This window comes from Pseudomonas sp. FSO-7 (genome assembly GCF_059579345.1).
Genome location: NZ_CM184193.1, coordinates 4,884,553 through 4,906,896 on the forward strand (window position 1 = coordinate 4,884,553; position 22,344 = coordinate 4,906,896).

The 22,344-nt window shown below is 60.7% G+C and carries 18 protein-coding genes and 4 tRNA genes; 7 read left to right on the plus strand and 15 right to left on the minus strand.

Features of this window, described 5'->3' with window-relative positions; all coding sequences use genetic code 11:
- Positions 1–101: 101 nt before the first annotated feature.
- Positions 102–1,889, plus strand: a complete 1,788-nt coding sequence (locus AC515T_RS21305; RefSeq protein WP_496529916.1) for a bifunctional diguanylate cyclase/phosphodiesterase — start codon at positions 102–104, stop codon at positions 1,887–1,889.
- A gap of 228 nt (positions 1,890–2,117) precedes the next feature.
- Here AC515T_RS21305 and AC515T_RS21310 read toward each other — a convergent pair whose 3' ends face one another.
- From AC515T_RS21310 to bamJ, 7 genes are all read right to left on the minus strand, one after another.
- On the minus strand, positions 2,118–2,471 hold the full coding sequence (locus AC515T_RS21310; protein ID WP_496529917.1) for a hypothetical protein: 354 nt from the start codon (positions 2,469–2,471) through the stop codon (positions 2,118–2,120).
- Positions 2,471–7,255: an RHS repeat-associated core domain-containing protein gene (locus AC515T_RS21315; protein WP_496529918.1), complete on the minus strand. Its 4,785-nt coding sequence runs from the start codon at positions 7,253–7,255 to the stop codon at positions 2,471–2,473. The genes AC515T_RS21310 and AC515T_RS21315 overlap by 1 nt, the downstream gene beginning before the upstream one ends.
- 186 nt (positions 7,256–7,441) lie before the next feature.
- Complete coding sequence (locus AC515T_RS21320) at positions 7,442–7,843, minus strand: SEL1-like repeat protein (protein WP_496529919.1); 402 nt, start codon at positions 7,841–7,843, stop codon at positions 7,442–7,444.
- Positions 7,844–8,215 (minus strand): hypothetical protein, encoded by a 372-nt coding sequence (locus AC515T_RS21325; RefSeq protein ID WP_003179080.1) that lies wholly within the window; start codon positions 8,213–8,215, stop codon positions 7,844–7,846.
- Positions 8,212–8,553: a helix-turn-helix domain-containing protein gene (locus AC515T_RS21330; RefSeq protein ID WP_496529920.1), complete on the minus strand. Its 342-nt coding sequence runs from the start codon at positions 8,551–8,553 to the stop codon at positions 8,212–8,214. Before AC515T_RS21330 ends, AC515T_RS21325 begins: the two co-directional genes overlap by 4 nt.
- Positions 8,554–8,655: 102 nt before the next feature.
- Positions 8,656–9,111 carry a YkvA family protein gene (locus tag AC515T_RS21335; protein ID WP_496529921.1) on the minus strand — a complete coding sequence of 152 codons (456 nt, stop codon included), beginning with the start codon at positions 9,109–9,111 and terminating at the stop codon, positions 8,656–8,658.
- Positions 9,112–9,405: 294 nt separating this feature from the next.
- Complete coding sequence (gene bamJ, locus AC515T_RS21340) at positions 9,406–10,119, minus strand: BamJ family beta-barrel-assembly machinery protein (protein WP_030142016.1); 714 nt, start codon at positions 10,117–10,119, stop codon at positions 9,406–9,408.
- Positions 10,120–10,388: 269 nt separating this feature from the next.
- Here bamJ and AC515T_RS21345 point away from each other — a divergent pair, with 269 nt between their 5' ends.
- Positions 10,389–12,194, plus strand: a complete 1,806-nt coding sequence (locus AC515T_RS21345) for a di-heme-cytochrome C peroxidase (RefSeq protein ID WP_496529922.1) — start codon at positions 10,389–10,391, stop codon at positions 12,192–12,194.
- A gap of 31 nt (positions 12,195–12,225) precedes the next feature.
- Entirely contained in the window at positions 12,226–13,362 is a 1,137-nt protein-coding gene (locus AC515T_RS21350) for a catalase family protein (protein ID WP_496529923.1), read from the plus strand.
- A gap of 139 nt (positions 13,363–13,501) precedes the next feature.
- Here the strand turns inward: AC515T_RS21350 and AC515T_RS21355 are convergent.
- The 4 genes from AC515T_RS21355 to AC515T_RS21370 all read right to left on the minus strand — a co-directional run bounded on the left by AC515T_RS21355 (position 13,502) and on the right by AC515T_RS21370 (position 14,016).
- A tRNA-Asp gene (locus tag AC515T_RS21355) sits at positions 13,502–13,578 on the minus strand.
- Between the two features lie 17 nt (positions 13,579–13,595).
- Positions 13,596–13,671, minus strand: a tRNA-Val gene (locus AC515T_RS21360).
- Positions 13,672–13,844: 173 nt separating this feature from the next.
- Positions 13,845–13,921: transfer RNA gene (locus tag AC515T_RS21365), tRNA-Asp, on the minus strand.
- Between the two features lie 19 nt (positions 13,922–13,940).
- Positions 13,941–14,016: transfer RNA gene (locus AC515T_RS21370), tRNA-Val, on the minus strand.
- A 160-nt stretch (positions 14,017–14,176) separates the two neighbouring features.
- Between AC515T_RS21370 and rdgC the strand changes: the two genes are divergently transcribed.
- The 3 genes from rdgC (at position 14,177) to sugE (ending at position 16,640) form a co-directional block, all read left to right on the plus strand.
- A complete protein-coding gene (gene rdgC / locus AC515T_RS21375; RefSeq protein WP_014339706.1) occupies positions 14,177–15,097 on the plus strand; it encodes a recombination-associated protein RdgC in 921 nt (306 codons plus the stop codon).
- A gap of 144 nt (positions 15,098–15,241) precedes the next feature.
- Positions 15,242–16,207 (plus strand): bile acid:sodium symporter family protein, encoded by a 966-nt coding sequence (locus tag AC515T_RS21380; RefSeq protein ID WP_496529924.1) that lies wholly within the window; start codon positions 15,242–15,244, stop codon positions 16,205–16,207.
- Positions 16,208–16,325: 118 nt separating this feature from the next.
- A complete protein-coding gene (sugE, locus tag AC515T_RS21385) occupies positions 16,326–16,640 on the plus strand; it encodes a quaternary ammonium compound efflux SMR transporter SugE (protein WP_003204587.1) in 315 nt (104 codons plus the stop codon).
- Positions 16,641–16,745: 105 nt separating this feature from the next.
- Here the strand turns inward: sugE and AC515T_RS21390 are convergent, their stop codons facing one another.
- From AC515T_RS21390 to AC515T_RS21405, 4 genes are all read right to left on the minus strand, one after another.
- The gene (locus AC515T_RS21390; protein WP_496529925.1) at positions 16,746–18,620 is read right to left on the minus strand and encodes an MFS transporter; all 1,875 of its coding nucleotides are present in this window, start codon (positions 18,618–18,620) and stop codon (positions 16,746–16,748) included.
- A gap of 81 nt (positions 18,621–18,701) precedes the next feature.
- A complete protein-coding gene (locus AC515T_RS21395) occupies positions 18,702–19,850 on the minus strand; it encodes a TDT family transporter (RefSeq protein WP_496529926.1) in 1,149 nt (382 codons plus the stop codon).
- 103 nt (positions 19,851–19,953) lie between these two features.
- Positions 19,954–20,265, minus strand: a complete 312-nt coding sequence (locus tag AC515T_RS21400) for a cupin domain-containing protein (protein ID WP_496529927.1) — start codon at positions 20,263–20,265, stop codon at positions 19,954–19,956.
- A gap of 69 nt (positions 20,266–20,334) precedes the next feature.
- Positions 20,335–21,525 (minus strand): MFS transporter, encoded by a 1,191-nt coding sequence (locus tag AC515T_RS21405; RefSeq protein ID WP_496529928.1) that lies wholly within the window; start codon positions 21,523–21,525, stop codon positions 20,335–20,337.
- A 103-nt stretch (positions 21,526–21,628) separates the two neighbouring features.
- On the opposite strand from AC515T_RS21405, the gene AC515T_RS21410 reads away from it, so the two are divergent.
- A complete protein-coding gene (locus AC515T_RS21410) occupies positions 21,629–22,168 on the plus strand; it encodes a TetR/AcrR family transcriptional regulator (protein ID WP_496529929.1) in 540 nt (179 codons plus the stop codon).
- Positions 22,169–22,344 lie beyond the last annotated feature (176 nt).

Here is a 22,344-nt window from a genome sequence, read left to right on the forward strand (position 1 = left end):
GGTGATGCTCGTCGGAGTGTCATCAAACTGACATCAGTCTGTCGTGAAATACAGGACTGGGTGCCCCGCACCCGGTCCTTTTTTTATCGCCAGAGATTGCCATGACCACGACAGAACAGCTGAGTGCCTTGAGTTCGATCCTGGCTCAAAGCGGTTTGCACAGTCTGTTCCAACCGATCATCTGCCTTTCCGAACGGCGCATCGTGGGTTATGAGGCCTTGACCCGCGGCCCCTCCAACAGCCCGTTACATTCGCCCATCGCACTGCTCTCCGTGGCGCGCCAGGCCGGACGCCTCAGCGAACTGGAACTGGCCTGCCGCCGAAGCGCCTGCCAACGCTTCAACGAGCAAAAACTGCCGGGCAAGCTGTTTCTCAACGTTTCGCCCGAGTCCCTGCTGGAATCCGCGCACCAGACGGGGCGCACGCTGCAATTGCTGCAAGACTTCGGCATCGCGCCAAGCCAGGTCGTGATCGAACTGACCGAACAGACCCCCATCGATGACTTCCAGCTCCTGCAAACCGCCCTGCACCACTACCGGGCCATGGGTTTCTCAATTGCCCTGGACGACCTTGGCGCGGGTTATTCGAGCTTGCGGTTGTGGTCCGAATTACGACCCGACTATGTGAAGATCGACCGGCATTTCATCGACGGCATCCATCAGGACGCCCTCAAGCGCGAGTTCGTGGGCTCGATCCTGAAAATCGCCCGGGCGTCCCGCGCCCAGGTGATTGCCGAGGGCATCGAACTGCCGGAAGAACTGGCGGTGCTGATCGAAATGGGCGTCGACCTGGTCCAGGGTTATCTACTGGCCCGTCCCCAGGAACAACCGTCGCGCGATGCCAGGGCGCTGATGCCCCGGCAGGACAGCGGCGTGGCGGCGCTGAATGATGAGATCAACGACCTCGGTGCGCTGCTCAACGAACAGCCGGCGGTGGCCCACAACACGCCGACCGCCACCGTGCTGGAAGCGTTTCGGCGCCAGGCCAACCTCAACTCCCTGGCGGTGCTGGACAATCAGAACCAACCCTGCGGTATCGTCCATCGCCATTCACTCTCGGACGCCTTGCTCAAGCCCTTCGCCACTGACCTGTTCGCCCGCAAGCCCATCAGTCGGCTGATGAGCGATGACTTCCTCGCGGTGGAGCTGAACCAGTCGCTGCAACAAGTCAGCCGCCTGATCACCAGCCGCGCCCGACAACGCATCGAAGAAGACTTCATCATCACCCTCAACGGCGGCTACCTGGGCCTGGGGCGGGTGATCGACGTGCTCAAGCTCATCACCGAGCTGAAAATCCAGCAGGCCCGCTACGCCAACCCGCTGACCCTGCTGCCGGGCAACGTCCCGATCCAGCAATGCCTCACGCGCCTGCTGCAACAACGGCAGGAATCGGTGATCTGCTACGTGGACATCGACAGCTTCAAACCCTTCAACGACATCTACGGCTACGGCCGCGGCGACGAAGTCCTGCTGTGCCTGGCTCAATGCCTGAACGAACGCATCGACCCCAGCCGCGACTTCGTCGGCCATATCGGCGGCGACGACTTCCTGCTGGTCCTCGGCCCGGAAGACTGGCGCAAGCGCCTGGACCAGCTACTCAGCGACTTCCAGACCCACTGCCGCCGCTTCTACCGCCCCGAGCATTTGGAAGCGGGATGTTTTACGGCGTTGAATCGACAGGGCATTCGACAGGAGTTCGCGTTGTTGTCGCTGTCGATTGGCGTGGTGCACCTGCGCGCCGAGGCCTGTGAAGCACTGGACGCCAGTCAGCTGGCGGAACTGGCTTCGCAGGCCAAACACCATGCCAAGGAGATTTTGGGGGGGAGTGTGTATTTGGTGGAGGTTTTGGCTGAGCGGGAGGCTGTGGTGGGGTTGGGGTTGTCGGTGTAAGCATCTGACGCCGAACCCGTGGCGAGGGAGCTTGCTCCCGCTGGGCTGCGCAGCAGCCCCCTTCTGAACAGCACCTCGGTGTGCCTGGTTGATCGAGTAGGTTGTTTTGGGGCCGCTTCGCAGCCCAGCGGGAGCAAGCTCCCTCGCCACGAAAAGCGGTTTGGTGGTGTGTTGATTTAGCGTAGAAATCCGCATTTTTCGGCTTTTAGACATTACTTATCAATCCAGTTAAGCATGATGCTCAGCTTGGTATCTTTCTAAGCAATTTAACAACACCCTCATAAATTGGCGCTGATCTTTAACGTCATCATCGAAATACGCAACCATATTCGAGAATACATAATTGAAATCATCACCCGCTTCTAAAAAATAACGCAAGGTATATACCAGCACATCGCGCTCCTTTAAGTTATAAGAAAAAAACTCTGGGCGAACCAAAGCATCAAACAATTGAGTCAGCTCCTCATCATCATTTATATTTTTTGAAACTATTAGCTCCTCTCGAGCTTCATCGCGAGTATTTTCAATATTAAAAACAAACAATAAGCCCCAAATATCATGCTGATCATATACGCTTTTCATTATTTCAATCCGGTGTAAGCCGTTTTAGGGAAACCATCTTTATCAAGTATCACTACCGCTTTAGTTTGCCGACCATACTCTAAACCCTCCAATCTGTATCCTTCCCCTATGACCTTTCCCATTTCGATAGGTTTTTTTGACTCCATGAGGCCAGCTCGCTTAAATATTAACTTGGCTCGATGAATGGCATTTAATTGATCGCGATGGCTAAAAAATCGAGTGGCGGCAGGTGGAATAGCAGGCTCTCCCTTCTTCTTGCCACTGGTATAAACATCGATTTCACCAGTACCAGGGTTTCGGCCTGTTTTAATGCGCTCTAGCTGTGAATCCAACGTAGTCTGGGCACCATGTTTTTCCAAGAAATGTGCGCCCTTAGTCGATCTTTCCATCTCATCTAAGCGCCGATAAGCATTCGCCTCCCCCAACTCATCAATCCGCGCCCGCCGCTGCTCCGCCGTCATCGGCAGCGACGGCTCCCCCTCATCCACCCCAACCTTCGCCGCCGGATCCTGATCTCCAACCGCCGGCCTACACCCGCCCTTCCCCGGACAGTCCACCAACCCCAACGGATCCACCCACCCCGTCGGGTTCAGGGTGTACCGATACCCATTGAGCCCACCCGCCAACTTGCTCGGGTCCGGCGTCAAATAGCGACCAGTTTCAGGATTGTAGTAGCGGTGCCGGTTGTAGTGCAGGCTGCTTTCCGGGTCGAAGTATTGGCCCTGGAAGCGCAGCGGCTGTTCCAAGGGTTCGCCGTCGCCGTGTTGGAGCTCGGTGACTTGGCCGTAGCCGTTGTAGCGCGCCGACCAGACGATCTGCCCGGCCGGGTTGGTCAGTTCCTGGGGCGTGCCCAGGTGGTCGAGGTGGTAGTAGAACGGGCTGGCGTTGAGGCCTTCACCGTCGAGCAGGGCCAGGGGGCGGAAGCTGCCCGGTTCGTAGACGTAGCTGCGGTGGTGGCGTGGGCTGTTTTCGGCGACGACCTGGTCACCCTGCCAGAAAAACTCCGTGGTCAGGCCGTCCGAGGTCTTGCTGATGCGTCGGCCGAAGGCGTCGTAGCGGTAGGACGTTTCGCGGCCATCGGCGCGGGTGATGCCGACCAGGCGGTGTTGGCTGTCGTAGCGGTAGGCGCTGACCAGGGTCTGGCCGCGGCGTTCGCGGATCAGGTTGCCGAAGGCGTCGTAGTCGTAGTGGCGGTCGCCCTCCCGCAGCAGGCGGTTGCCCTTGACGGTGGTCGGGCCGGGGCGGTCCTGCATCAGCAGGTTGCCGGCCGGGTCGTGGCTGAAGTGTTCCGGCGGCTGGCTGTGGGAAAAGTCGATGCGGGTCAGGCGATCCAGCGGGTCGTACTGGTAGCTGCGGCGGTTTCGCTTGTCGGAAAGGGTCTGAAGGTTGCCTCGGGGGCTGTAGGCATAATCGCGCCAGAACAGTTGCTGCTGTGGGTTCTGCCATACGGTCTGGGCCTTGAGGCGGCCCTGTTCGTCGTACGTGTAATCACTGAGCAACCGGCCCTGCTGGCGTTGTCGTTCGCGACCGCCGTCAAAGCGGTGTTCGGTCAGGCGCGCGCCGTTGAGGTCGATGGCGGTCAGCGCGCCCCCGGGGGCGTGGTGGTAGTCGAGCTGGCTGTCGTCCGGCAGGCGCAGGTGGTTGAGGCGTCCGCAGGCATCGTAGCGATAACGCAGGGTGCCCCAGCCCTGGTGTTCGCTGATCAAGCGGTCCTGGGCGTCGTATTCGAAGGCCAGCGGATGGTCGCTGCCGTCGTCGACGTGGACCAGCCGACCCAGTTCGTCGTAGCGGTATTCGATGGCCTGGCCGTCGGGCAAGGTCTTGACCCGCAGGCGCCCGGCCGCGTCACGCTGGTACCGGGTGACCCGTTGCGAGCCGTCCTCGCCGTGCTCGGTTTTTTCCAGCAGGTGGCCGTTGAGGTCGTAGGCGTAGGCGGTGCGTTGGCCGTCGAAGCCGGTTTCCTGTCGGATCAGTCCGCCGGGCGTGTAGTCCAGCTGATATTTTTCGCCGGATTCGTTTTCGATCTCGGTCAGCAACAGCCGCGCCGAGTCGTAGCGATACTTCACCTCGCTGCCGTCGGGGTTCAGGCGGCGGCTGACCAGGTGCAGGTCGTCGGCGTATTCGTAGCGGGTGATCCGCCCCTGCTCGTCGCGCTCGGCGATGACCTTGCCGTAGGCGTTGTAGCTCCAGGCCCGAGTGGCACCGATGGGCAGGGTCACTTGCAGCAGCCGGCCGACGGCGTCCCATTGGTAGTGTGTGAGGGCGCCGTGTTCGTCCCGGCGGCTGAGCAAACGTCCCAGGGCGTCGTAGGTAAAACACCGGCGACCGCCGTCGGGCAGGCTCTCTTCGGTCAGTTGGCCCAGGCGACTCCAGGTGAAACGATGTTCGCCACCGTTCGGGTCATACCGCGCCAGCAGTTGCCCATGGGCGTCGTAGGCATATTCCGTACGCTGGCCGTCGGGATCGATGCTGGCGATCACATCGCCCCGGGCATTGCGGCGGTAGGTCCACACGGCCTTGCCGCGCTGCCGGGCGTGCAGGAAACCGTTGCGGTATTCGTAGGACGTTGGCGCCTCGTCTGGAGGAATCAGCGCCACTAGTCGTCCGACGTCGTCGTAGCGGTATTCGCTGACCGCCCCCAGCGGGTCCTGTTCGGCGATCAACCGGCCCTGTTCGTCATAGGCCTTGAGGTGCTCGCCGCCGTCGGGCTCGACCTTGCGCACCAGCCGCGCCCGATCGTCGTGGACATACACCTCCTGGCTGCCATCCAGGTGCCGGACCGTGACGCTGCCGTCCTCGCCCCAGGTGTAGCGGCTGTCCATCTGCGCAAACGAGGCCCAATGCCGTACACAGCGGGACGCCGGCCCGACGCCTTGCCACTCCCAGTAGAAACTCGCCCCGCCGGCCAGTTGCCGCTGGAGGATGACGTGCTGGTCGTCGTAGTCGTAGCGTTCGCTCTCACCGGCGGCATTGGTCGCTTCGATCAGTCGGAAACGTCCGTCGTAGCGGTAGGAAATCAGCGTCTGTTCGGTCCGCCAGGCGTCGTCGAGGGTGATGGCCGGGTGGAAGCTCTGGTAGTCGACGGCGATCAGGTGACGCTGTGCGTAACGCAGGCGCAGGGAACGCCCGGCGCCGTTGTCCAGGCGGCTGACGTCGCCATGGATGTTGCGCTGGACCGTCAGGCGGTTCTCGTAGCGGTCGCTGAGGGCGATCAGATGGCCGTCGCGAAAGTGTAGGAACGGGGCGTCTTCGCCGGGTTGGGCGACGATCAACTCGTCCGGTTCGCTGCTCAGGTAGATGGCCGCGCGGGCCAGGCTGTTGTGGATCGCCGGTCGCTGGGTGGTGGGCCGGGGGAAGGTGGTGCGGCGGTTTTCCTGGTCGATCCAGATGACCTCCTCGCCTTCGATCAAAAGGCGATGGGCCAGGGCATGGCTCCAGCCGCGCCCGAGGCCGATGTCCAGGTCGGCGGCGCTGGTGCGGTACAAACGAGTGAAGATAAACGGCAAACGCCCGTCGAGGGTGCCGTCGTCCAGGGTCAGCAGTTCTTCGCCGGTGACCATCGACACCGGGCAGCCGCTGGTCTGGGTCTGGGCCGCGGTGTCGGCGCTGTCGCCGTTGGGGTTTTTCGATTGGGATGGGGCGTCGTCGTGGGGTTCGTGTTTTTTCAGCGTGGTGTTGCGCTGTGCATCCCAACGCAGTTGCATCCGGCCTTTTTTTATTCCCTCCGCGATGCCGCGTGCCGCCACGGTCTTATAGCGGTCCACGTAGGCCATGAAACCGTTGACCACCGCGAAGATCGCCTTGATGAAACGCTGCACGGCGTTCAGCAGGGTCGCGCCGTGCCTGGCCAACCGCATCGACAGATAGGCAATCCCGGCCCCCGCCCCGGCAAAGGTCAAGACCACGCCGATCAGCAAGTCGATCACCAGTTGCACCACCACGGTCGAGAGGGCTTCGGCCGTTTCGCCAGCAACTTCGCTGGGCGGTAGCATCTCCAGCCAAAGGCTGGCGGTGCGCACCAACAGGCACAACGCCGCTTCGTCGCTGGCCAGCAGTTGCAGCTTGACCATCACCTGCGGTGCTTTTTCCGCCAGGTCCTCCAACTGCTTGGCACTTTCGCCCAACCGCCCTGCAAACTGACCCGGATCCTTGAGGATGTCCGACAGCAGGCTGATGCTGTCCCACACCCCTTCGATGGCCGCCCAACTGCCGGCGAGCAACCCGTTCCCCACGGCAGCCGCCGATGTCGCCAAGGATTGCTGGGGCCATCGTGGCTTGAAGCCTTGCCACTCGCCCCGTAACCAGTCCGTCAGATCGCGGGTCAAGCCATCGTAGGAAGAAAACAGCTTCTCGATGAGCCGGGGAGACACCTCGCCCTGGACATGCACCCGATAGGACTTGCCCGCCTCCCCCTTGAAGGTCCCCAGGCCCTGGGCGTCCAGGGACACCGGCGTGACCTTGCCGCTGTTCACATCCACCACATCCACCACGATGTCGCCCAGCGGGATGTCGTACACCGACTCGAACTTGCTCTCGATCGTCATCACCCCACCCAGGGGGCACTGGACGACCGTGGAGAGGAAATCATCGTCACCGCTACTGACGGTGGTGGTGCTGTCGCCGAAGCGGATCAGCCGCTCCATACCCATCAGCGAGGGCACGTCGGCCGCATGACTGGCCCGGTCCGCCGCCCGGCTGTACCAGCGCTCAAGCTGCTGGCGGTAGACCGACAGGGTGTCTTTGAAACTGTCGAGTTCCTGCTCGATACGGTTCACCTGCTCCATCAGGACAGGACTCGCTCAAGGGCCGGCAGGAAAAAACGGTCGAACATGGGCAGCGTCTCGCAGCACTCAGGGAGCGCGAGACTGTGCCGGGGATGACGGAGGAATTAAGTCAGGGGAACGGGACAAAGGATGTAGGGCGATTCGCTAAATTCGCCCGACTGCGTAACGAATAGCCTGTGGATAACGCTAGAGATCGCGAGTTTCGAGTGCCTTGAGCTTGATCTCAGCCAATGGATGCCCGGCTTTCGCCGCCAAGGTCCACCAGCGTGCCGCCTCGACCGGGTCCGGCGCCTTGCTGGTGGTACCGGCCAGGCTGATCACGCCGACCTGATAGGCAGCCTTGCCATCCCCGGCCAGTGCCGCCAGCCGCAGCAGTCGAACCCCTTCTTCACGGGCGCCCAGCCCGTGGCCGCGAAACGTGAGGATGTGCCCATAGAAACTTTGCGCACCGACGTCGCCCAGGTTCGCCATGCGCGAGAACTGGCCCTCGAGCCAGGCCCAGCCACGCGCCTGGCGGACGAACCAGGGCCAGTGAAACAACCGACGCGCCAGCCAATAACCGAGCCGCGCCTTGAGTCGCCAGAGCACTCAGGCCTCCGCCGACTCGGGGTATTCGTATTCAAACACTCGGACCACTTCCGAAGCATGCCAGGAGGCCGCGGCCACCCCGTCGGAAGGCCCGGAAAAGCGGCCCAGGCGTTCAACGCACTCAAAGAACCCCGTGCGCGGCAAGCGGCTCGCACCCTGGCTGATCACTAAGGAACTGCGCAGCGGCTGTTCTGCCCGGGCGTCCAGCGCCGCCAGGTGTTCAAGGGCCGCAGTCAAGGTCTGCATGGCCGGGCTGGGCAACTGCAGGCGCTCCAGCAAGGCGCGGTAAGTCAATAAATGGCGCTGGCGACGCGCCTGGTCCAATTCACCCAACAACCCATCCCAATGCTGCCGACTGATGCGTACGCTCACGATTCTTCCCTCCAACCCGGCACCGTCAATTCCCAGGCCAGACTGCGCCGAATCGCGGCATCGGGCTGTCGCTCGCCGCTCTCGATCAAGGCCAGATAAGACGGGCTGATACCTACCGTGCGGGCGAGCGCCTCGATGGCGATGCCCTTCCCTTCGCGCAAACTGCGTAATTGATCCAGGCCAGGGAGAACCTGGCCGGGTGCCACCGCGTGACGGACTGTCGCTTCGCGCGGCGGAGCTTGATCGATGCCTGCTGCCTTCAACAATGCTTGGTACTGATCCCACGGCAAAACCGCGTACTCGGGCTCTCCGTCACGTGTGATTATTTGAATATCCATGTCTACCCCGTAGGACAACAACACTTAGCGAGTCAGCCTTTTTCCTTGGAAGTGTAATCCTAAATGCTGGCTAAGGTCGCGGGGCGATGAATTCTCAGGGGATCAGGTTTTTTTCTGGCCTTGGAGTTGGAGTTGTTCCGGGGTATCGGGAAGCCTTTCGACCTGGGCCAGTTTCTCGGGCGATTGCCGATAACGCCAGGCGCGGAATGCCTCGAGTTCAACGTCAAGGGTTTTCATGACCCATGCCAGCACGGCGATATCATCGAACATGCCAAACATTGGCAAAAGGTCTGGAATCGCATCCAGAGGGCTGAGGAAATACATGAGCCCTGCCACCACCGACAGCATCGACTTGGCACTGACCGCACGGTATTCGCCGCGCCAGTAAGCCAGGCACAGGGCCTGCAACAGGCGCAGGTCTTCCTTGAGCTTGCCCAGCCGTCCGCCTTCGCGGGCACCTTTGCTGGCGACGGCGAAGAGCAACGTCGGCAATCGACCGCGGGCCAGCAGGCGGCCTGCCAAGGGCAGAAATCGCGCAAAATTCCACGGGGCCTTCATTTTTTCTCCCACTGAAATGTTATCCACACAAATTGTGGATAACCTTGTGAACAGAGCTGCATTTCACCGCTGAAGCCCCCGTTTCATAAGGGTCCGGCTTAGATCGGGCGTTTTTTACTCACATAAAAAAACCCAATATTTCATTGACTTGACCCGCTGACTGCGTCTAGCACAGCGCCTGTATTGCCTATGACTGTAGCCTGCCTCGTGCGTTCGGTTTTTTTACCATCTTGCCGTAGTCCAGATGCGACAACGCCCCGCATAAGCGAGGCGTTGTCGTTATAGCAGACGCGATTACTTGGCTGCGTCTTCTTTTGCCGGATCCTTGATCGCCAGCAGTTCCAGGTCGAACACCAGGACCGAGTTGGCCGGGATCGCCGGGCTCGGGCTCTGGGCGCCGTAGGCCAGGTCGCTCGGGATGTACAACTTGTACTTCTCGCCGACGTGCATCAGTTGCAGGCCTTCGACCCAACCCGGGATCACGCCGCTGACCGGCAGGTCAATCGGGCTGCCACGCTCAACGGAACTGTCGAACACGGTGCCGTTGGTCAGCTTGCCGGTGTAGTGAACAGTCACTACGTCGGTCGGCTTAGGCTGTGCGCCATCGGCTTTCTTGACCACTTCGTATTGCAGGCCGGAAGCGGTGGTAGTGACACCGGCTTTCTTGCCGTTTTCCTCAAGGAATTTCTTGCCGGCGGCCGCCGACTCTTCGCTCATCTTGGCCATGCGCTCTTCGGCACGCTTTTGCAGTGCGGCAAAGGCTTCGACCAGTTCTTCGTCTTTCAGCTTCTGTTCTTTCTTGCCGACGGCATCTTCGATGCCCTGGGCGACCGCTTTGGAGTCCAGGTCATCCATACCTTCCTGAGCCAGGCTCTTGCCCATGTTCAGGCCAATACCGTAGGAAGCTTTCTGCGCCGGGGTTTTCAGCTCTACGCTGGTCTGCGAGTCGCAACCCGCGAGTACCAGGCCAACCAGGGCCACCGCCGCCGCCAACCGATGCTGTTTCATGCTATTTCCTTGTTCATGCGCCTAAAGGGCAATCGAATAAAGCCGCGAGCTTATCAGGCGGCCACGACCAATGGCTACCGGCATGTGAGCCGCAAAGTGATGATAAGTTCAGGTCCGCAAACGCTTTTTAATCCTCGACGAATGAAGCATCTGTCATCTATTACGTACAGGGGCAAATTGCCGCTCCCCCACAGGCCAGGGGTAATGGCCACTTGCCCGCCGCGCGGCACTGAGGCATAAGGGCTTATCAAAAAAACAAGGACGTTACCGTGCGCCTTCTCTCTCGCTTTCTCTTGCTGCTCCTCACGCTGCTGATCGTCGCCGTGGCCGTGGTGCTTTATTACGTCGCCAATCCTCGCTTGCCGTTCTATACGCCGGTCGAACAGGTACATTACCTGGATCAATGGAGCGCCGCCGAGCGCCAGACGTATTACTTCACGCCCCAGGGCACCCAGGTCAAAGGCCTGCGCTACGACTGGTTCACCGCCCTCGAATTGCCCTTTTCGCAGCAACGCTTCGCTTCGCCGGAGTACCTGGCGCGCTTCGGCTTCCTGGTCGACCCGGCGCAGAAAGACTCGCCTGGCAACCCCGGCAACTTGCCGGTAGGGTTTGCCCGGCACCAGAACCCGGGCAGCACCGACCAGTTCCTGGATATCACCTGCGCGGCGTGTCATACCGGCGAATTGCGCTTCAAGGGCCAGGCGATACGGATCGATGGCGGCTCCGCCCAGCACGTGCTGCCCTCCAGTGTTCCTACACTACGCGGTGGCAGTTTCGGACAGGCATTGGTCGCCAGTCTGGCGTCTACCTACTACAACCCTTGGAAATTCGAACGCTTCGCCCGCCAGGTACTGGGCAAGGACTACGACGCCCGCCACGAAGAGCTGCGCAAGACATTCAAGACCTCCCTGGACACGTTCCTGCGGGTGGCCTGGAACGACACCCATCGCGGCCTCTACCCCACTGAAGAAGGCCCCGGGCGTACCGACGCCTTCGGTCGCATCGCCAATGCCAGCTTCGGCGACGCTATCTCGGCGGAAAACTACCGGGTCGCCAACGCTCCGGTGGATTACCCGCAGTTGTGGGAAATGTGGACCTTCGACTGGGTGCAGTGGAACGGATCGGCCCAGCAACCGATGGCCCGTAACGTCGGTGAAGCGTTGGGGGTCGGCGCCACGCTGAATTTCTTCGACGCCCAGGGCAAACCGCTACAGGGCGATGCGCGATACCCTTCCAGCGTGCGCGTGCGCGACTTGAACAAGATCGAAGAGACCCTGCAACTGCTCAAGCCACCCGTGTGGCCGGAAGCGTTGCTGGGCGCGATCGATAAGCCGCTGGCCGCCAAGGGCCGGGCCCTGTTCGCCGAAAACTGCGCCGGTTGCCATGTGCCCCAAGTGGTCCAGGGGCCTGACAGGCCGGTGCAGCAATTGCACATGCTGCCCGTGCAGGTGATCGGCACCGACCCAGGCACCGCCAATAACATCGCCGACCACCGCTTCGACCTGACCAGCCTGCAGTGGGACCCGGCCGAACTGGCGAAGCTGGAAGTGCAGCTGCACCCGACCCCGACGGAGCCGCTGGACCTGAGCCAACTTTCGGTCGCCAAAGGCCTGGCCTACGTCACCGCCTTCGTCGAAAACCGCGCTTACCGCGACGCCGGCGTCACCCCCGCCGAACGCCCGGCCCTGGACGGCTTCGGGCTGCCCATTGGCGTGCGTGAACTGCGTGCCTACAAGGCCCGGCCACTGGCGGGTGTCTGGGCCACGCCACCGTTCCTGCACAACGGCTCGGTGCCGACGATCTACCAACTGCTGTCCCCTCAGGCTGAGCGGGCGACCACGTTCTATAAAGGCAACTTCGAATACGACCCACGCCATCTGGGCTATCGCACCGAAGCCTTCACCAACGGTTTTCTCTTCGACACCCGGATTACCGGCAATCACAACAGCGGCCATGAATTCCGCGCGGGCGAGCGCGGTAACGGCGTCATTGGCCGCTTGCTGCAACCGCAGGAGCGCTGGGCCTTGCTGGAGTATTTAAAAGTGCTGGGCGGGCCACTGGAGTCTCAACTGTAATGATGAACCTCACCGGTAAAAGGATGTTGGCATGTTGATCACGCTCTGGCTGCGCCTCGGCGCCTTTTTGGGCAAGACGCTCCTGTGGCTGCTGGGTATCGGGCTGCTCGGCTGGGCCCTGTCCACGGCCTGGTTTGCCTGGCAGCACAAGGGACCGGTCCCGGACAAGGAACAGATTGCACCCGGCGAAGCCGCCATGACCCAGGACATCATCCAGACTGCGATCCGCATCGTCGATCAACACCGCGAAGGCACGCGTTACCTGCGCGACGCCCATGCCAAGGCCCACGGCTGCGTCATGGCCGAGGTCCAGGTGCCGAGCGACCTGCCAGCACCGTTGCGCCAAGGCGTGTTTGCCGAACCAGGCAAAATCTGGCAGGCAACGATCCGCCTGTCCAACGGCAACGCCTATCCACAATTCGATAGCCTGCGCGATGCTCGTGGGATGGCGATCAAGCTGATGAATGTACCCGGTAAGCAATTGCTGGCGGACCGGCAATCATTTGGCGAGCAGGATTTCGTGATGTTCAATCATCCGAACTTCTTTGTCAGTGATGTCGCCGAGTACCGTCAGAATGTGGCCGCCCAGGCTGACGGCAAGAAGGCGATGGCTTTTTTTCCGAGCCTGGACCCGCGCAGTTGGCAGATCCGTCATCTGTTCATCGCTCTGGCGACACTCTCGCCGGCTCCGGCCAGCCCGACCCAGACCACTTATTTCTCGGTATCGCCTTATAAGTTTGGCGAGGCCAACGCCAAGTTTCGCGTCGCACCGGATCCGGACAGTTGCCCAGGCTACACCCTGCCTCCCCAGAACCAGGACCTGCCGAATTTCTTGCGTAGTGCCTTGAATCAGCAGTTATCCACAGACCGGGTGCCGGCGTGTTTTGTCTTGCAGATCCAGCGTCAGGATCCGAGCAAGTACATGCCGATTGAAGACACCAGCATTGAGTGGCAGGAAAGTGATGCGCCGTTCGAGACCGTGGCACGCATTAAGGTGCCGGCCCAGGATTTCGATACGCCCAAGTTGAATCTGGCCTGTGATAATCAGTCGTTCAATCCTTGGTTTGGTATCGAGGCGCATCGGCCTATTGGGGGGATTAACCGATTGCGTAAAGCGGTGTATGAGGCGGTCAGCGATTATCGTCATCGGCGTAATGCTGAGCAGTAGATGGGGGGTATATCCGTTATTGCGGTAACGGATATGCAAACAAATATCGAGAGCAAAAAAAAACGACGCTCTTCCCTCGTAAAGGAAAAGCATCGTTTCTAGTAGCCACCTGGCGTTCAGCGTTCCAGATAACCGAATATGGCGCAGCGGACGGGACTCGAACCCGCGACCCCCGGCGTGACAGGCCGGTATTCTAACCGACTGAACTACCGCTGCGCGTAACATTGAAAGTTTGGTGGGTGATGACGGGATCGAACCGCCGACATTCTGCTTGTAAGGCAGACGCTCTCCCAGCTGAGCTAATCACCCTTCACTTTCGATGCGGGGCGCATTCTCTCACAGTTTTTCGTAACGTGCTGATTTAATTAGCAAATTCAGCAAAAAAAGGAGCGACGCACACCGCAGGACTGCAAACAGCAAAAAGCCCGCGTTAGCGGGCTTTCCGTGGTGACCTGGCGTTCAGTGTTCCAGGTTACCGAATATGGCGCAGCGGACGGGACTCGAACCCGCGACCCCCGGCGTGACAGGCCGGTATTCTAACCGACTGAACTACCGCTGCGCGTAACACGTTGAACGAATGGTGGGTGATGACGGGATCGAACCGCCGACATTCTGCTTGTAAGGCAGACGCTCTCCCAGCTGAGCTAATCACCCTTCGCTTTCGGTGTGGCGCGCATTCTACGGAGCACTCTGTAAGCTGGCAAGCACTTTTTAAATTAATTTTTTCAGGCCTTCCAAAGGCTTAGCGAAGGGTTGGCCTATGGCGCCGCGAAGAGAATAATGCCCCCCTTTGTATAAAGGAGAGACTCACCCCATGTGGTTCAAAAACCTGCTTATCTATCGCCTGACCCAAGATCTGCCTTTTGATGCCGAGGCGTTGGAAACTGCACTGGCCAGCAAACTGGCGCGTCCATGTGCAAGCCAGGAGTTGACCACTTACGGTTTCGTCGCGCCGTTTGGCAAGGGCGAAGACGCACCGCTGGTGCACGTCAGCCAGGACTTCCTGCTGATCGCCGCGCGTAAGGAAGAACGGATCTTGCCGGGCAGCGTCGTGCGCGATGCCCTGAAGGAAAAGGTCGAAGAGATCGAGGCCGAGCAAATGCGCAAGGTCTATAAAAAGGAACGGGACCAGCTCAAGGATGAAATCATCCAGGCGTTCCTGCCTCGTGCGTTCATCCGCCGCTCGTCCACCTTCGCCGCCATCGCGCCGAAACAGGGCCTGATCCTGGTGAACTCGGCCAGCCCGAAACGTGCCGAAGACCTGCTGTCCACCCTGCGCGAAGTCATCGGCTCGCTGCCGGTACGTCCACTGACGGTCAAGATGGCCCCGACCGCCACCATGACTGACTGGGTCAAGACCCAGAAAGCCGCGGACGATTTCTTCGTGCTGGATGAGTGCGAATTGCGCGACACCCACGAAGACGGCGGCATCGTCCGTTGCAAGCGCCAGGACCTGACCAGCGACGAAATCCAGCTGCACTTGAACACCGGCAAGGTGGTGACGCAATTGTCGCTGGCCTGGCAGGACAAGCTGTCCTTCGTCCTCGACGACAAGATGGTGGTCAAGCGCCTGAAATTCGAAGACCTGTTGCAGGACCAGGCGGAGCAGGACGGCGGCGACGAAGCCCTCGGCCAACTGGACGCCAGCTTCACGCTGATGATGTTGACGTTCGGCGAGTTCCTGCCGGCGTTGGTTGAAGCGTTGGGTGGGGAAGAGATTCCGCAGGGGATCTAAAAAGCAACGGGTTACCCTTGTGGGAGCGAGCTTGCTCGCGATAGCGGAACGACAGCCACCGAGATGTTGACTGACACTGCGCTATCGCGAGCAAGCTCGCTCCCACACTAGTATTCGGTGTTCTTAAATAATAAGGATCAGGTCATGCGCGCATTGGCTGCATTGAGCCGCTTTGTCGGCAATACCTTCGCTTACTGGGTACTGTTTTTCGCGGTACTGGCATTCCTGCAACCGCAGTGGTTCGTCGGCCTGAAAATCGCCATCGTGCCGCTGCTGGGGCTGGTGATGTTCGGCATGGGCCTGGCACTCAAGCTGGAAGACTTCGCCGAAGTCGCCCGCCGTCCGGGACGCGTAGCCCTGGGGGTGATTGCCCAATTCGTGATCATGCCCGGCACGGCGTGGCTGCTTTGCCAAGTGTTCAGCCTGCCGCCGGAGATCGCCGTCGGCGTGATCCTGGTGGGTTGCTGCCCGAGCGGCACGTCGTCCAATGTCATGACCTGGCTGGCTCGCGGTGACCTGGCCCTGGCCGTGGCGATTTCCGCCATCACCACCCTGCTGGCCCCTCTGCTGACCCCAGCGCTGATCTGGCTGCTGGCCTCGGCCTGGTTGCCGGTGTCGTTCTCGGCGCTGTTCTGGTCGATCCTGCAAATCGTCTTGGTGCCGATCGCGCTGGGCATCGTCGCCCAGCGTCTGTTGGGTGCCCGGGTGCGTCATGCCATAGACGTGTTGCCGCTGATTTCGGTGGTGAGCATCGTGATCATTGTGGCAGCGGTGGTCGCAGCCAGTCAGGCGAAGATCGCCGAGTCTGGCCTGCTGATCATGGCCATCGTGATGCTGCACAACAGCTTCGGTTATCTGCTGGGGTACTTCACCGGACGTTTGTTCGGCCTGCCGTTGGCTCAGCGCAAAACCTTGTCGTTGGAAGTGGGCATGCAAAACTCCGGCCTCGGCGCGGCGTTGGCGAGTGCGCACTTTTCGCCGCTGGCGGCGGTACCCAGTGCGCTGTTCAGCGTCTGGCACAACATTTCCGGGGCCCTGCTCTCGACGTACTTCCGGCGCATGAGCGAAAAACAGGACCGTGAACTGCTTGCCCATCGAGCGGCGGACTGACGTAGAGACTTGATCAAACAGTCAGCATTGGGCATTCTTATGCCCGATGCGGGGACGACCCCGCAACGCTTTAGCGTTCATTATCCGGGGACGACCCCACCCATCGATGAGGTGTGTGATGTCCTGGATCATTCTGTTTTTTGCCGGCCTGTTCGAAGTCGGCTGGGCGGTCGGCCTGAAGTACACCGACGGCTTCAGCCGCCCTCTCCCCACTGCACTGACCATCGCCGCCATGGCGATCAGCCTCGGCCTCCTCGGCCTGGCGATGAAAGAACTGCCGCTGGGTACCGCCTATGCGATCTGGACCGGGGTCGGTGCCGTGGGCACGGTGATCGCCGGGATCATTTTGTTTGGTGAGTCGATGGCGCTGGTTCGCCTGGCCAGCGTGGCGTTGATCGTTGCAGGATTGATCGGGCTCAAGGTCAGCGCTTGAATTAAATGGGGGAGCGAGCTTGCTCGCGATTGCATTCTGTCTGCTGGCATTAAGGCCACAGGCAGACCGCTATCGCGAGCAAGCTCGCTCCCACAGTTTTTTGTCCTAGCGGACGCTGCCGCGCAAGTCTCCCACCAACGCCTGCAAACTCGAAGGCGTGGCCGCCTCGACCGCCACCGCCGAACCCGCCACCAGCGTCACCCGCGACCAGAACCGGCGAAACAGCCCTTTGGACGGGTCGCGGCTGAAGAAACTGCCCCACAACCCCCGCAGCGCCAGGGGAATCACCGGCACCGGGGTTTCCTGGAGGATGCGCGTCAATCCGCTCTTGAACTCATTGATCTCACCGTCAGTGGTCAATTTTCCTTCAGGGAATATGCACACCAGCTCACCGTCCTTCAGGTATTGGGCAATTCGCTTGAAGGCTTTTTCGTAGATCTGAATGTCTTCCTGGCGCCCGGCAATCGGGATGGTCCCGGCGGTGCGGAAGATAAAATTCAGCACCGGCAGGTTGTAGATCTTGTAGTACATCACGAAGCGAATCGGCCGACGCACCGCGCCGCCAATCAGCAAGGCATCGACGAAGGAAACGTGGTTGCAGACCAACAGCGCAGCCCCTTCATCCGGTATCGCCTCCAGGTTGCGATGCTCCACGCGGTACATGGAATGGCTCAGCAGCCAGATCATGAAACGCATGCTGAACTCGGGGACGATCTTGAAGATGTAGGCGTTGACGCCGATGTTGAGCAACGACACCACCAGGAACAGCTGCGGGATCGACAGCTTGGCCAGGCTCAGCAACACGATGGAGACAATGGCCGATACCACCATGAACAATGCGTTGAGAATATTGTTGGCGGCAATCACCCGCGCCCGCTCGTTCTCCACCGTGCGCGACTGGATCAGCGCGTACAGCGGCACGATATAGAAGCCACCGAAGACACCCAGGCCCAGGATGTCGATCAACACCAGCCAGGCGTGACCGAACCCGAGCACTTCAAGCCAACCGTGACCCGCGACGCTGTCGGGGATTCCACCGGAATGCCACCACAGCAACAGACCGAATACGGTGAGCCCGAACGAACCGAACGGCACCAGGCCGATCTCGACTTTGCGTCCGGAAAGCTTTTCACAGAGCATCGAACCCAAGGCGATCCCCACCGAGAACACCGTCAGGATCAAGGTCACCACGGTTTCGTCGCCGTGCATCCACTCCTTGGCATAGGCCGGGATCTGCGTCAGGTAAATCGCCCCGACGAACCAGAACCAGGAGTTGCCGACAATCGACCGGGACACCGCAGGGGTTTGCCCCAATCCCAATTTCAGGGTGGCCCAGGATTGGCTGAAGATGTTCCAGTTCAGGCGCATTTGCGGCGAGGCCGCCGCCGCGCGCGGAATGCCGCGGCTGGCCAGGTAACCGAGCACGGCAACGCCGATGATCGCGGTGGACACCACCGGGGCGTAATGCGTCGAGGACATCATGATCCCGGCGCCAATGGTGCCGGCCAGGATCGCCAGGAAGGTGCCCATCTCCACCAGTCCATTGCCACCGACCAACTCTTCCTCGTGCAAGGCCTGGGGCAGGATCGAATACTTTACCGGACCGAACAGCGCCGAATGCGTGCCCATGGCGAACAGCGCCACCAGCATCAGCGACAGGTGATCGAACAGGAAACCCACCGCGCCCACCGCCATGATGGCGATTTCGCCGAGCTTGATCAGACGAATCAGCGCATCCTTGGCGAATTTTTCCCCAAACTGCCCCGCCAGCGCCGAGAACAGAAAGAACGGCAGGATAAACAGCAGCGCGCAGAGGTTGACCCAGATCGAACGATCGCCCTCGATGGTCAGTTTGTAGAGAATGGCGAGGATCAGCGACTGCTTGAATATATTGTCGTTGAACGCGCCCAGAGACTGCGTGATGAAGAACGGCAGGAAACGCCGCGTGCGAAGCAAGGTGAACTGCGAAGGGTGACTCATCTTCCATGTTCCTGAGTGGCGTGGACACTTATTGGAATGAACGTTTTTCGATCTAGGCCACACATTACCTGTCTTTAGCGATTATTTCGCCAGCCCTGCAATGCACGGCGACACAAACAACTCACCGTGCCAGGCACCCAGCAGCGTACGCCGCCCAACGATCAGCCACATCACCGCCAGCATCGCCACCAGCACACCACCGAACACGCTGAAAAATCCCAGGCCCAGCAGGTCCGACAGCTTCAGCGTCGCCAGCGCGTACACGCCCAGGGGAAAGGTGAAGCCCCACCAGCCGAGGTTGAAGGGAATGCCTGAGCGCAGGTAGCGCGCGGTGATCAGCAGCGCCATCAGCATCCACCACAACCCCAGGCCCCACAGCGTGATGCCGGCCACCAGACCCAACCCGGCGGCGATGTCGCCCACCCCGGGCAAGCCATTGGCGGCAAAAATCAGTGGAGCATCATTGCCCAGCAGCAACATGCCCAGAGCACCGGTGCCAATCGGACCGAGGGCCAGCCAGCTCGAGGCGGCCATGTTTTCGTGAGGCAGTTTGTGCAAGACCATGCGCAACAACAGAATCGTCAGAATGCTGAACGCCACCGGCAAGGAGAAGGCCCAGAGTACGTAGCTGGTCACCAGCATGACCAGTTGTGCATGAGCATCGGCCAGATGCGGCGCCAGCAGCCCGCCACTGGCCGCCGCGACTTCGGCGGCCACCACCGGCAACAACCACACGGCGGTCATCTGGTCGATCCGGTGTTCCTGGCGGGTGAACATCAGGAACGGGATCAGCACGCCGCAGGCCAACGACAGGGCCACATCGATCCACCATAACGCCTCGGCCACCGCCACCACGCCCTCGCCCCAGCGCGGCAAGCCAAACAGCAAAAGGCCGTTGATGAGGGTCGCCAGCCCCATGGGGATGGTGCCGAAAAACATCGAGACCGTTGAATGGCCGAAAATCCGTCGTGCTTCGTCGAAGAACAGCACCCAACGGGCCGTATACATCAAAGCGAACACCCCAAACAACAGCGTGTTGAATAACCACAATCCTTCGCCCAAGGCGTGCAGGCCGGGCATCGTCGTCGGCCATTGCGCCAAGGCCAGCGCCATCACGCCGGTGCCCATGACCACGGCAAACCAGTTAGGTGTAAATTGGCGAATGGCCTCCAGCGGCCTGGGCAAATGGCTCAATGGGCGCAAGCGTTTTTTTGCAGCACAGCATGTCATGGCGAACTCCTGTCCTCGGATGAGGTGGAGCCATGCTAGAGCCGGATCGAATATCTATATAACGAGTAATTTCTCTATCTGTTATCTGCTTTACAGATAAAGGTCAGACGCTGCCCTCGGTCTCGATCACCAGGATTCTCGCTTCGCCCAAGGGCTTGGCGACATGCTCGGTGCCGACCGAGGCGTAGAAAATGTCCCCGGCTTCCAGCAAAGTCGCCTTTTCAACGCCCTCTTCCCGATAGCACATCCGCACTTGCCCATCGAGCACCACAAAGACCTCCTGGCCATCGTTGATGTGCCATTTGTACGGCTGATCGGTCCAGTGCAGGCGTGTGGTGATGCCGTTCATGTTGGCGATATCCAGCGCCGCCCAGGCGCGGTCGCCGGTGAAGGATTTGCTGCGAATGATTTTCAAGGGATCCGTCCGGAAGAAGGCTGAGGCACCAAGACTAACCCACTGCCAGCGACACCTGCATGCTCGGCTTCAAGGCCGAACGCCATCGGTAAGCGGTTTTGTCGACTGGCGTAACCCCAGCAGCGCTGCGACACACAACACAATCAACACGGCACCATACCCATCCGTCGTCGGAATCAAACCGAACACCCGCGTCAGATTCCCCGCCAGCAGCGACGGCAAGCTGAAGGCCAGGTAACTGAGGACATAGAACGCCGACATCAAGCCGGCCCGTTCGTGAGGCAAGGCCAGCGGCATGATGCTACGCAGCGCCCCCAGGAACCCAGCGCCGAAACCGCCGCCGGTGATCAGCGTGCCGACGAAGAACAATGGCAAGCTGGCGCCATGCACCGCCATCAGCACCGATGCCAGGCCGATCACCAATAGGCTGGCCGACGGGCGCAACATCTTGTCAGCTTCCTGGTTGCGCAACAGGTAGATGGACAGCGCGCCGCTGAGCGTCAATACCGCCACCAGCGCGCCACCGATCAAATTGGAAGTCGATCCGGTGGCCGCCCGCACCAGGGACGGTGCCAGTGACAGATAGAAGCCGCCTACCGCCCAGGCCGCCAGGTCCAGTGGCAGGACTCGCCACAAGGCTTGCCGCGCCTGGAACGGCACGTGCAAGGTCGGGCGCAGGGACTGCCAGGCGCCGCTCTGCGGGCTGACGCTTTCTTTCAGGCGCCAGAGGTAAACGGCCTGGACCAGGAACACCCCCAGCAGCAGCCAATACGTCAGTTGCAATGGCAACGGCGCGAACTCGGCCAGCAGGCCACAGCCCAGCGCTCCGCACGCCATGCCCAACAGCGGCGCAACGCTGGTGATCAGCGGCCCCTGGCGACGGTCGAAATCCAGCAAGGCAGCGCCCAGCACACTGGTGGCCATGCCGGTGGCGAACCCTTGGATCAAGCGGGCACCGATCAACCAGGCGACGCTGTCGGCGCTGATAAACAGCAGCATCGCCAGCATGTTGAGCAACAGCGCCACGAAAATCACTGGCTTGCGGCCCAGGTAATCCGACAGCGACCCCACGGTCAGCAAGGCCGCCAGCAGACTGAAGGCGTAAACACCGAAAATCAGCGTCAGAACGGCCGGGGAAAACTGTAACTGCTCCTGATAGAGGTGATACAACGGCGTCGGCGCGCTGGATGCGGCGAGAAAACCGAGCAAGGTGAGCGCCAGGAAAATCAGGCTGGCACGGGTCGAAGCTGGACGGGACATGGGCACGCTCCACAGGAACATTCGCAAAAGCTAATTCTTTGCTTTTGTGGAGTGTGCTACCGGCGTGCGCTTAAAGCAAATTCTTTGTGTTAAGGTCTGACGCATGGCTATTAAAGAAGGTTTACGCCCCGGCGGTCGAAGCGCCCGGGTCCAGGAATCGATTCATTCGGCGGTCCGCGCCCTGCTGCAAGAGCAGGACCGTGCCACCCTGACCGTGCCGCAAATCGCTGCGCGCGCCGGGGTGACGCCGTCCACCATCTACCGGCGCTGGGGCGATCTGCCGGCGCTGCTGGCCGACGTCGCCATCGCCCGCATGCGCCCTGACGGCGAACCGGCCGACACCGGTAGCTTGCGCGGCGACCTGCGCGCCTGGGCCGAGCAATACCTGGACGAAATGAGTTCCGAGCCCGGTCGCAACATGATGCGCGACATCCAGGCCTGCGCCACGCCGGGGTATTGCGTGGGGATCATCAGCGCTCAGTTGCAGATCATCCTGGACCGCTACCCCGATGAACCCAATCCGGGCGTCGAGCGGCTGATCAATGTGGTGGTGGCGCCGACGGTATTCCGCATTCTCTTTGCTGGCGCGCCGTTGGAGGTTGGGGAGTTGTATCGGTTGGTGGATATTGCGCTGAGTCAGTGACGGCGCTATCGCGAGCACGCTCGCTCCCACATAGGATCTAGGTGAACCATGGATTTGTATTCACCTCAGGTCCCTTGTGGGAGCGAGCTTGCTCGCGATGAGGCCCGTCCAAACACCAACTAACCCAATGCTGATCGCAACCTGCGACACCCCACCACGCCTCGACCTTGGTCGAC

Excerpts from the sequence above, each read along its gene's own strand:
- sugE (WP_003204587.1), top strand. The coding sequence starts at position 16,326 with ATGTCCTGGATCATTCTGTTTTTTGCCGGCCTGTTCGAAGTCGGCTGG.
- AC515T_RS21335 (WP_496529921.1), bottom strand. The coding sequence starts at position 9,111 with ATGAAGGCCCCGTGGAATTTTGCGCGATTTCTGCCCTTGGCAGGCCGC.
- AC515T_RS21395 (WP_496529926.1), bottom strand. The coding sequence starts at position 19,850 with ATGACATGCTGTGCTGCAAAAAAACGCTTGCGCCCATTGAGCCATTTG.
- AC515T_RS21380 (WP_496529924.1), top strand. The coding sequence starts at position 15,242 with ATGCGCGCATTGGCTGCATTGAGCCGCTTTGTCGGCAATACCTTCGCT.
- rdgC (WP_014339706.1), top strand. The coding sequence starts at position 14,177 with ATGTGGTTCAAAAACCTGCTTATCTATCGCCTGACCCAAGATCTGCCT.
- AC515T_RS21305 (WP_496529916.1), top strand. The coding sequence starts at position 102 with ATGACCACGACAGAACAGCTGAGTGCCTTGAGTTCGATCCTGGCTCAA.
- AC515T_RS21315 (WP_496529918.1), bottom strand. The coding sequence starts at position 7,255 with ATGGAGCAGGTGAACCGTATCGAGCAGGAACTCGACAGTTTCAAAGAC.
- bamJ (WP_030142016.1), bottom strand. The coding sequence starts at position 10,119 with ATGAAACAGCATCGGTTGGCGGCGGCGGTGGCCCTGGTTGGCCTGGTA.
- AC515T_RS21350 (WP_496529923.1), top strand. The coding sequence starts at position 12,226 with ATGTTGATCACGCTCTGGCTGCGCCTCGGCGCCTTTTTGGGCAAGACG.
- AC515T_RS21390 (WP_496529925.1), bottom strand. The coding sequence starts at position 18,620 with ATGAGTCACCCTTCGCAGTTCACCTTGCTTCGCACGCGGCGTTTCCTG.
- AC515T_RS21310 (WP_496529917.1), bottom strand. The coding sequence starts at position 2,471 with ATGAAAAGCGTATATGATCAGCATGATATTTGGGGCTTATTGTTTGTT.
- AC515T_RS21405 (WP_496529928.1), bottom strand. The coding sequence starts at position 21,525 with ATGTCCCGTCCAGCTTCGACCCGTGCCAGCCTGATTTTCCTGGCGCTC.
- AC515T_RS21330 (WP_496529920.1), bottom strand. The coding sequence starts at position 8,553 with ATGGATATTCAAATAATCACACGTGACGGAGAGCCCGAGTACGCGGTT.
- AC515T_RS21410 (WP_496529929.1), top strand. The coding sequence starts at position 21,629 with ATGGCTATTAAAGAAGGTTTACGCCCCGGCGGTCGAAGCGCCCGGGTC.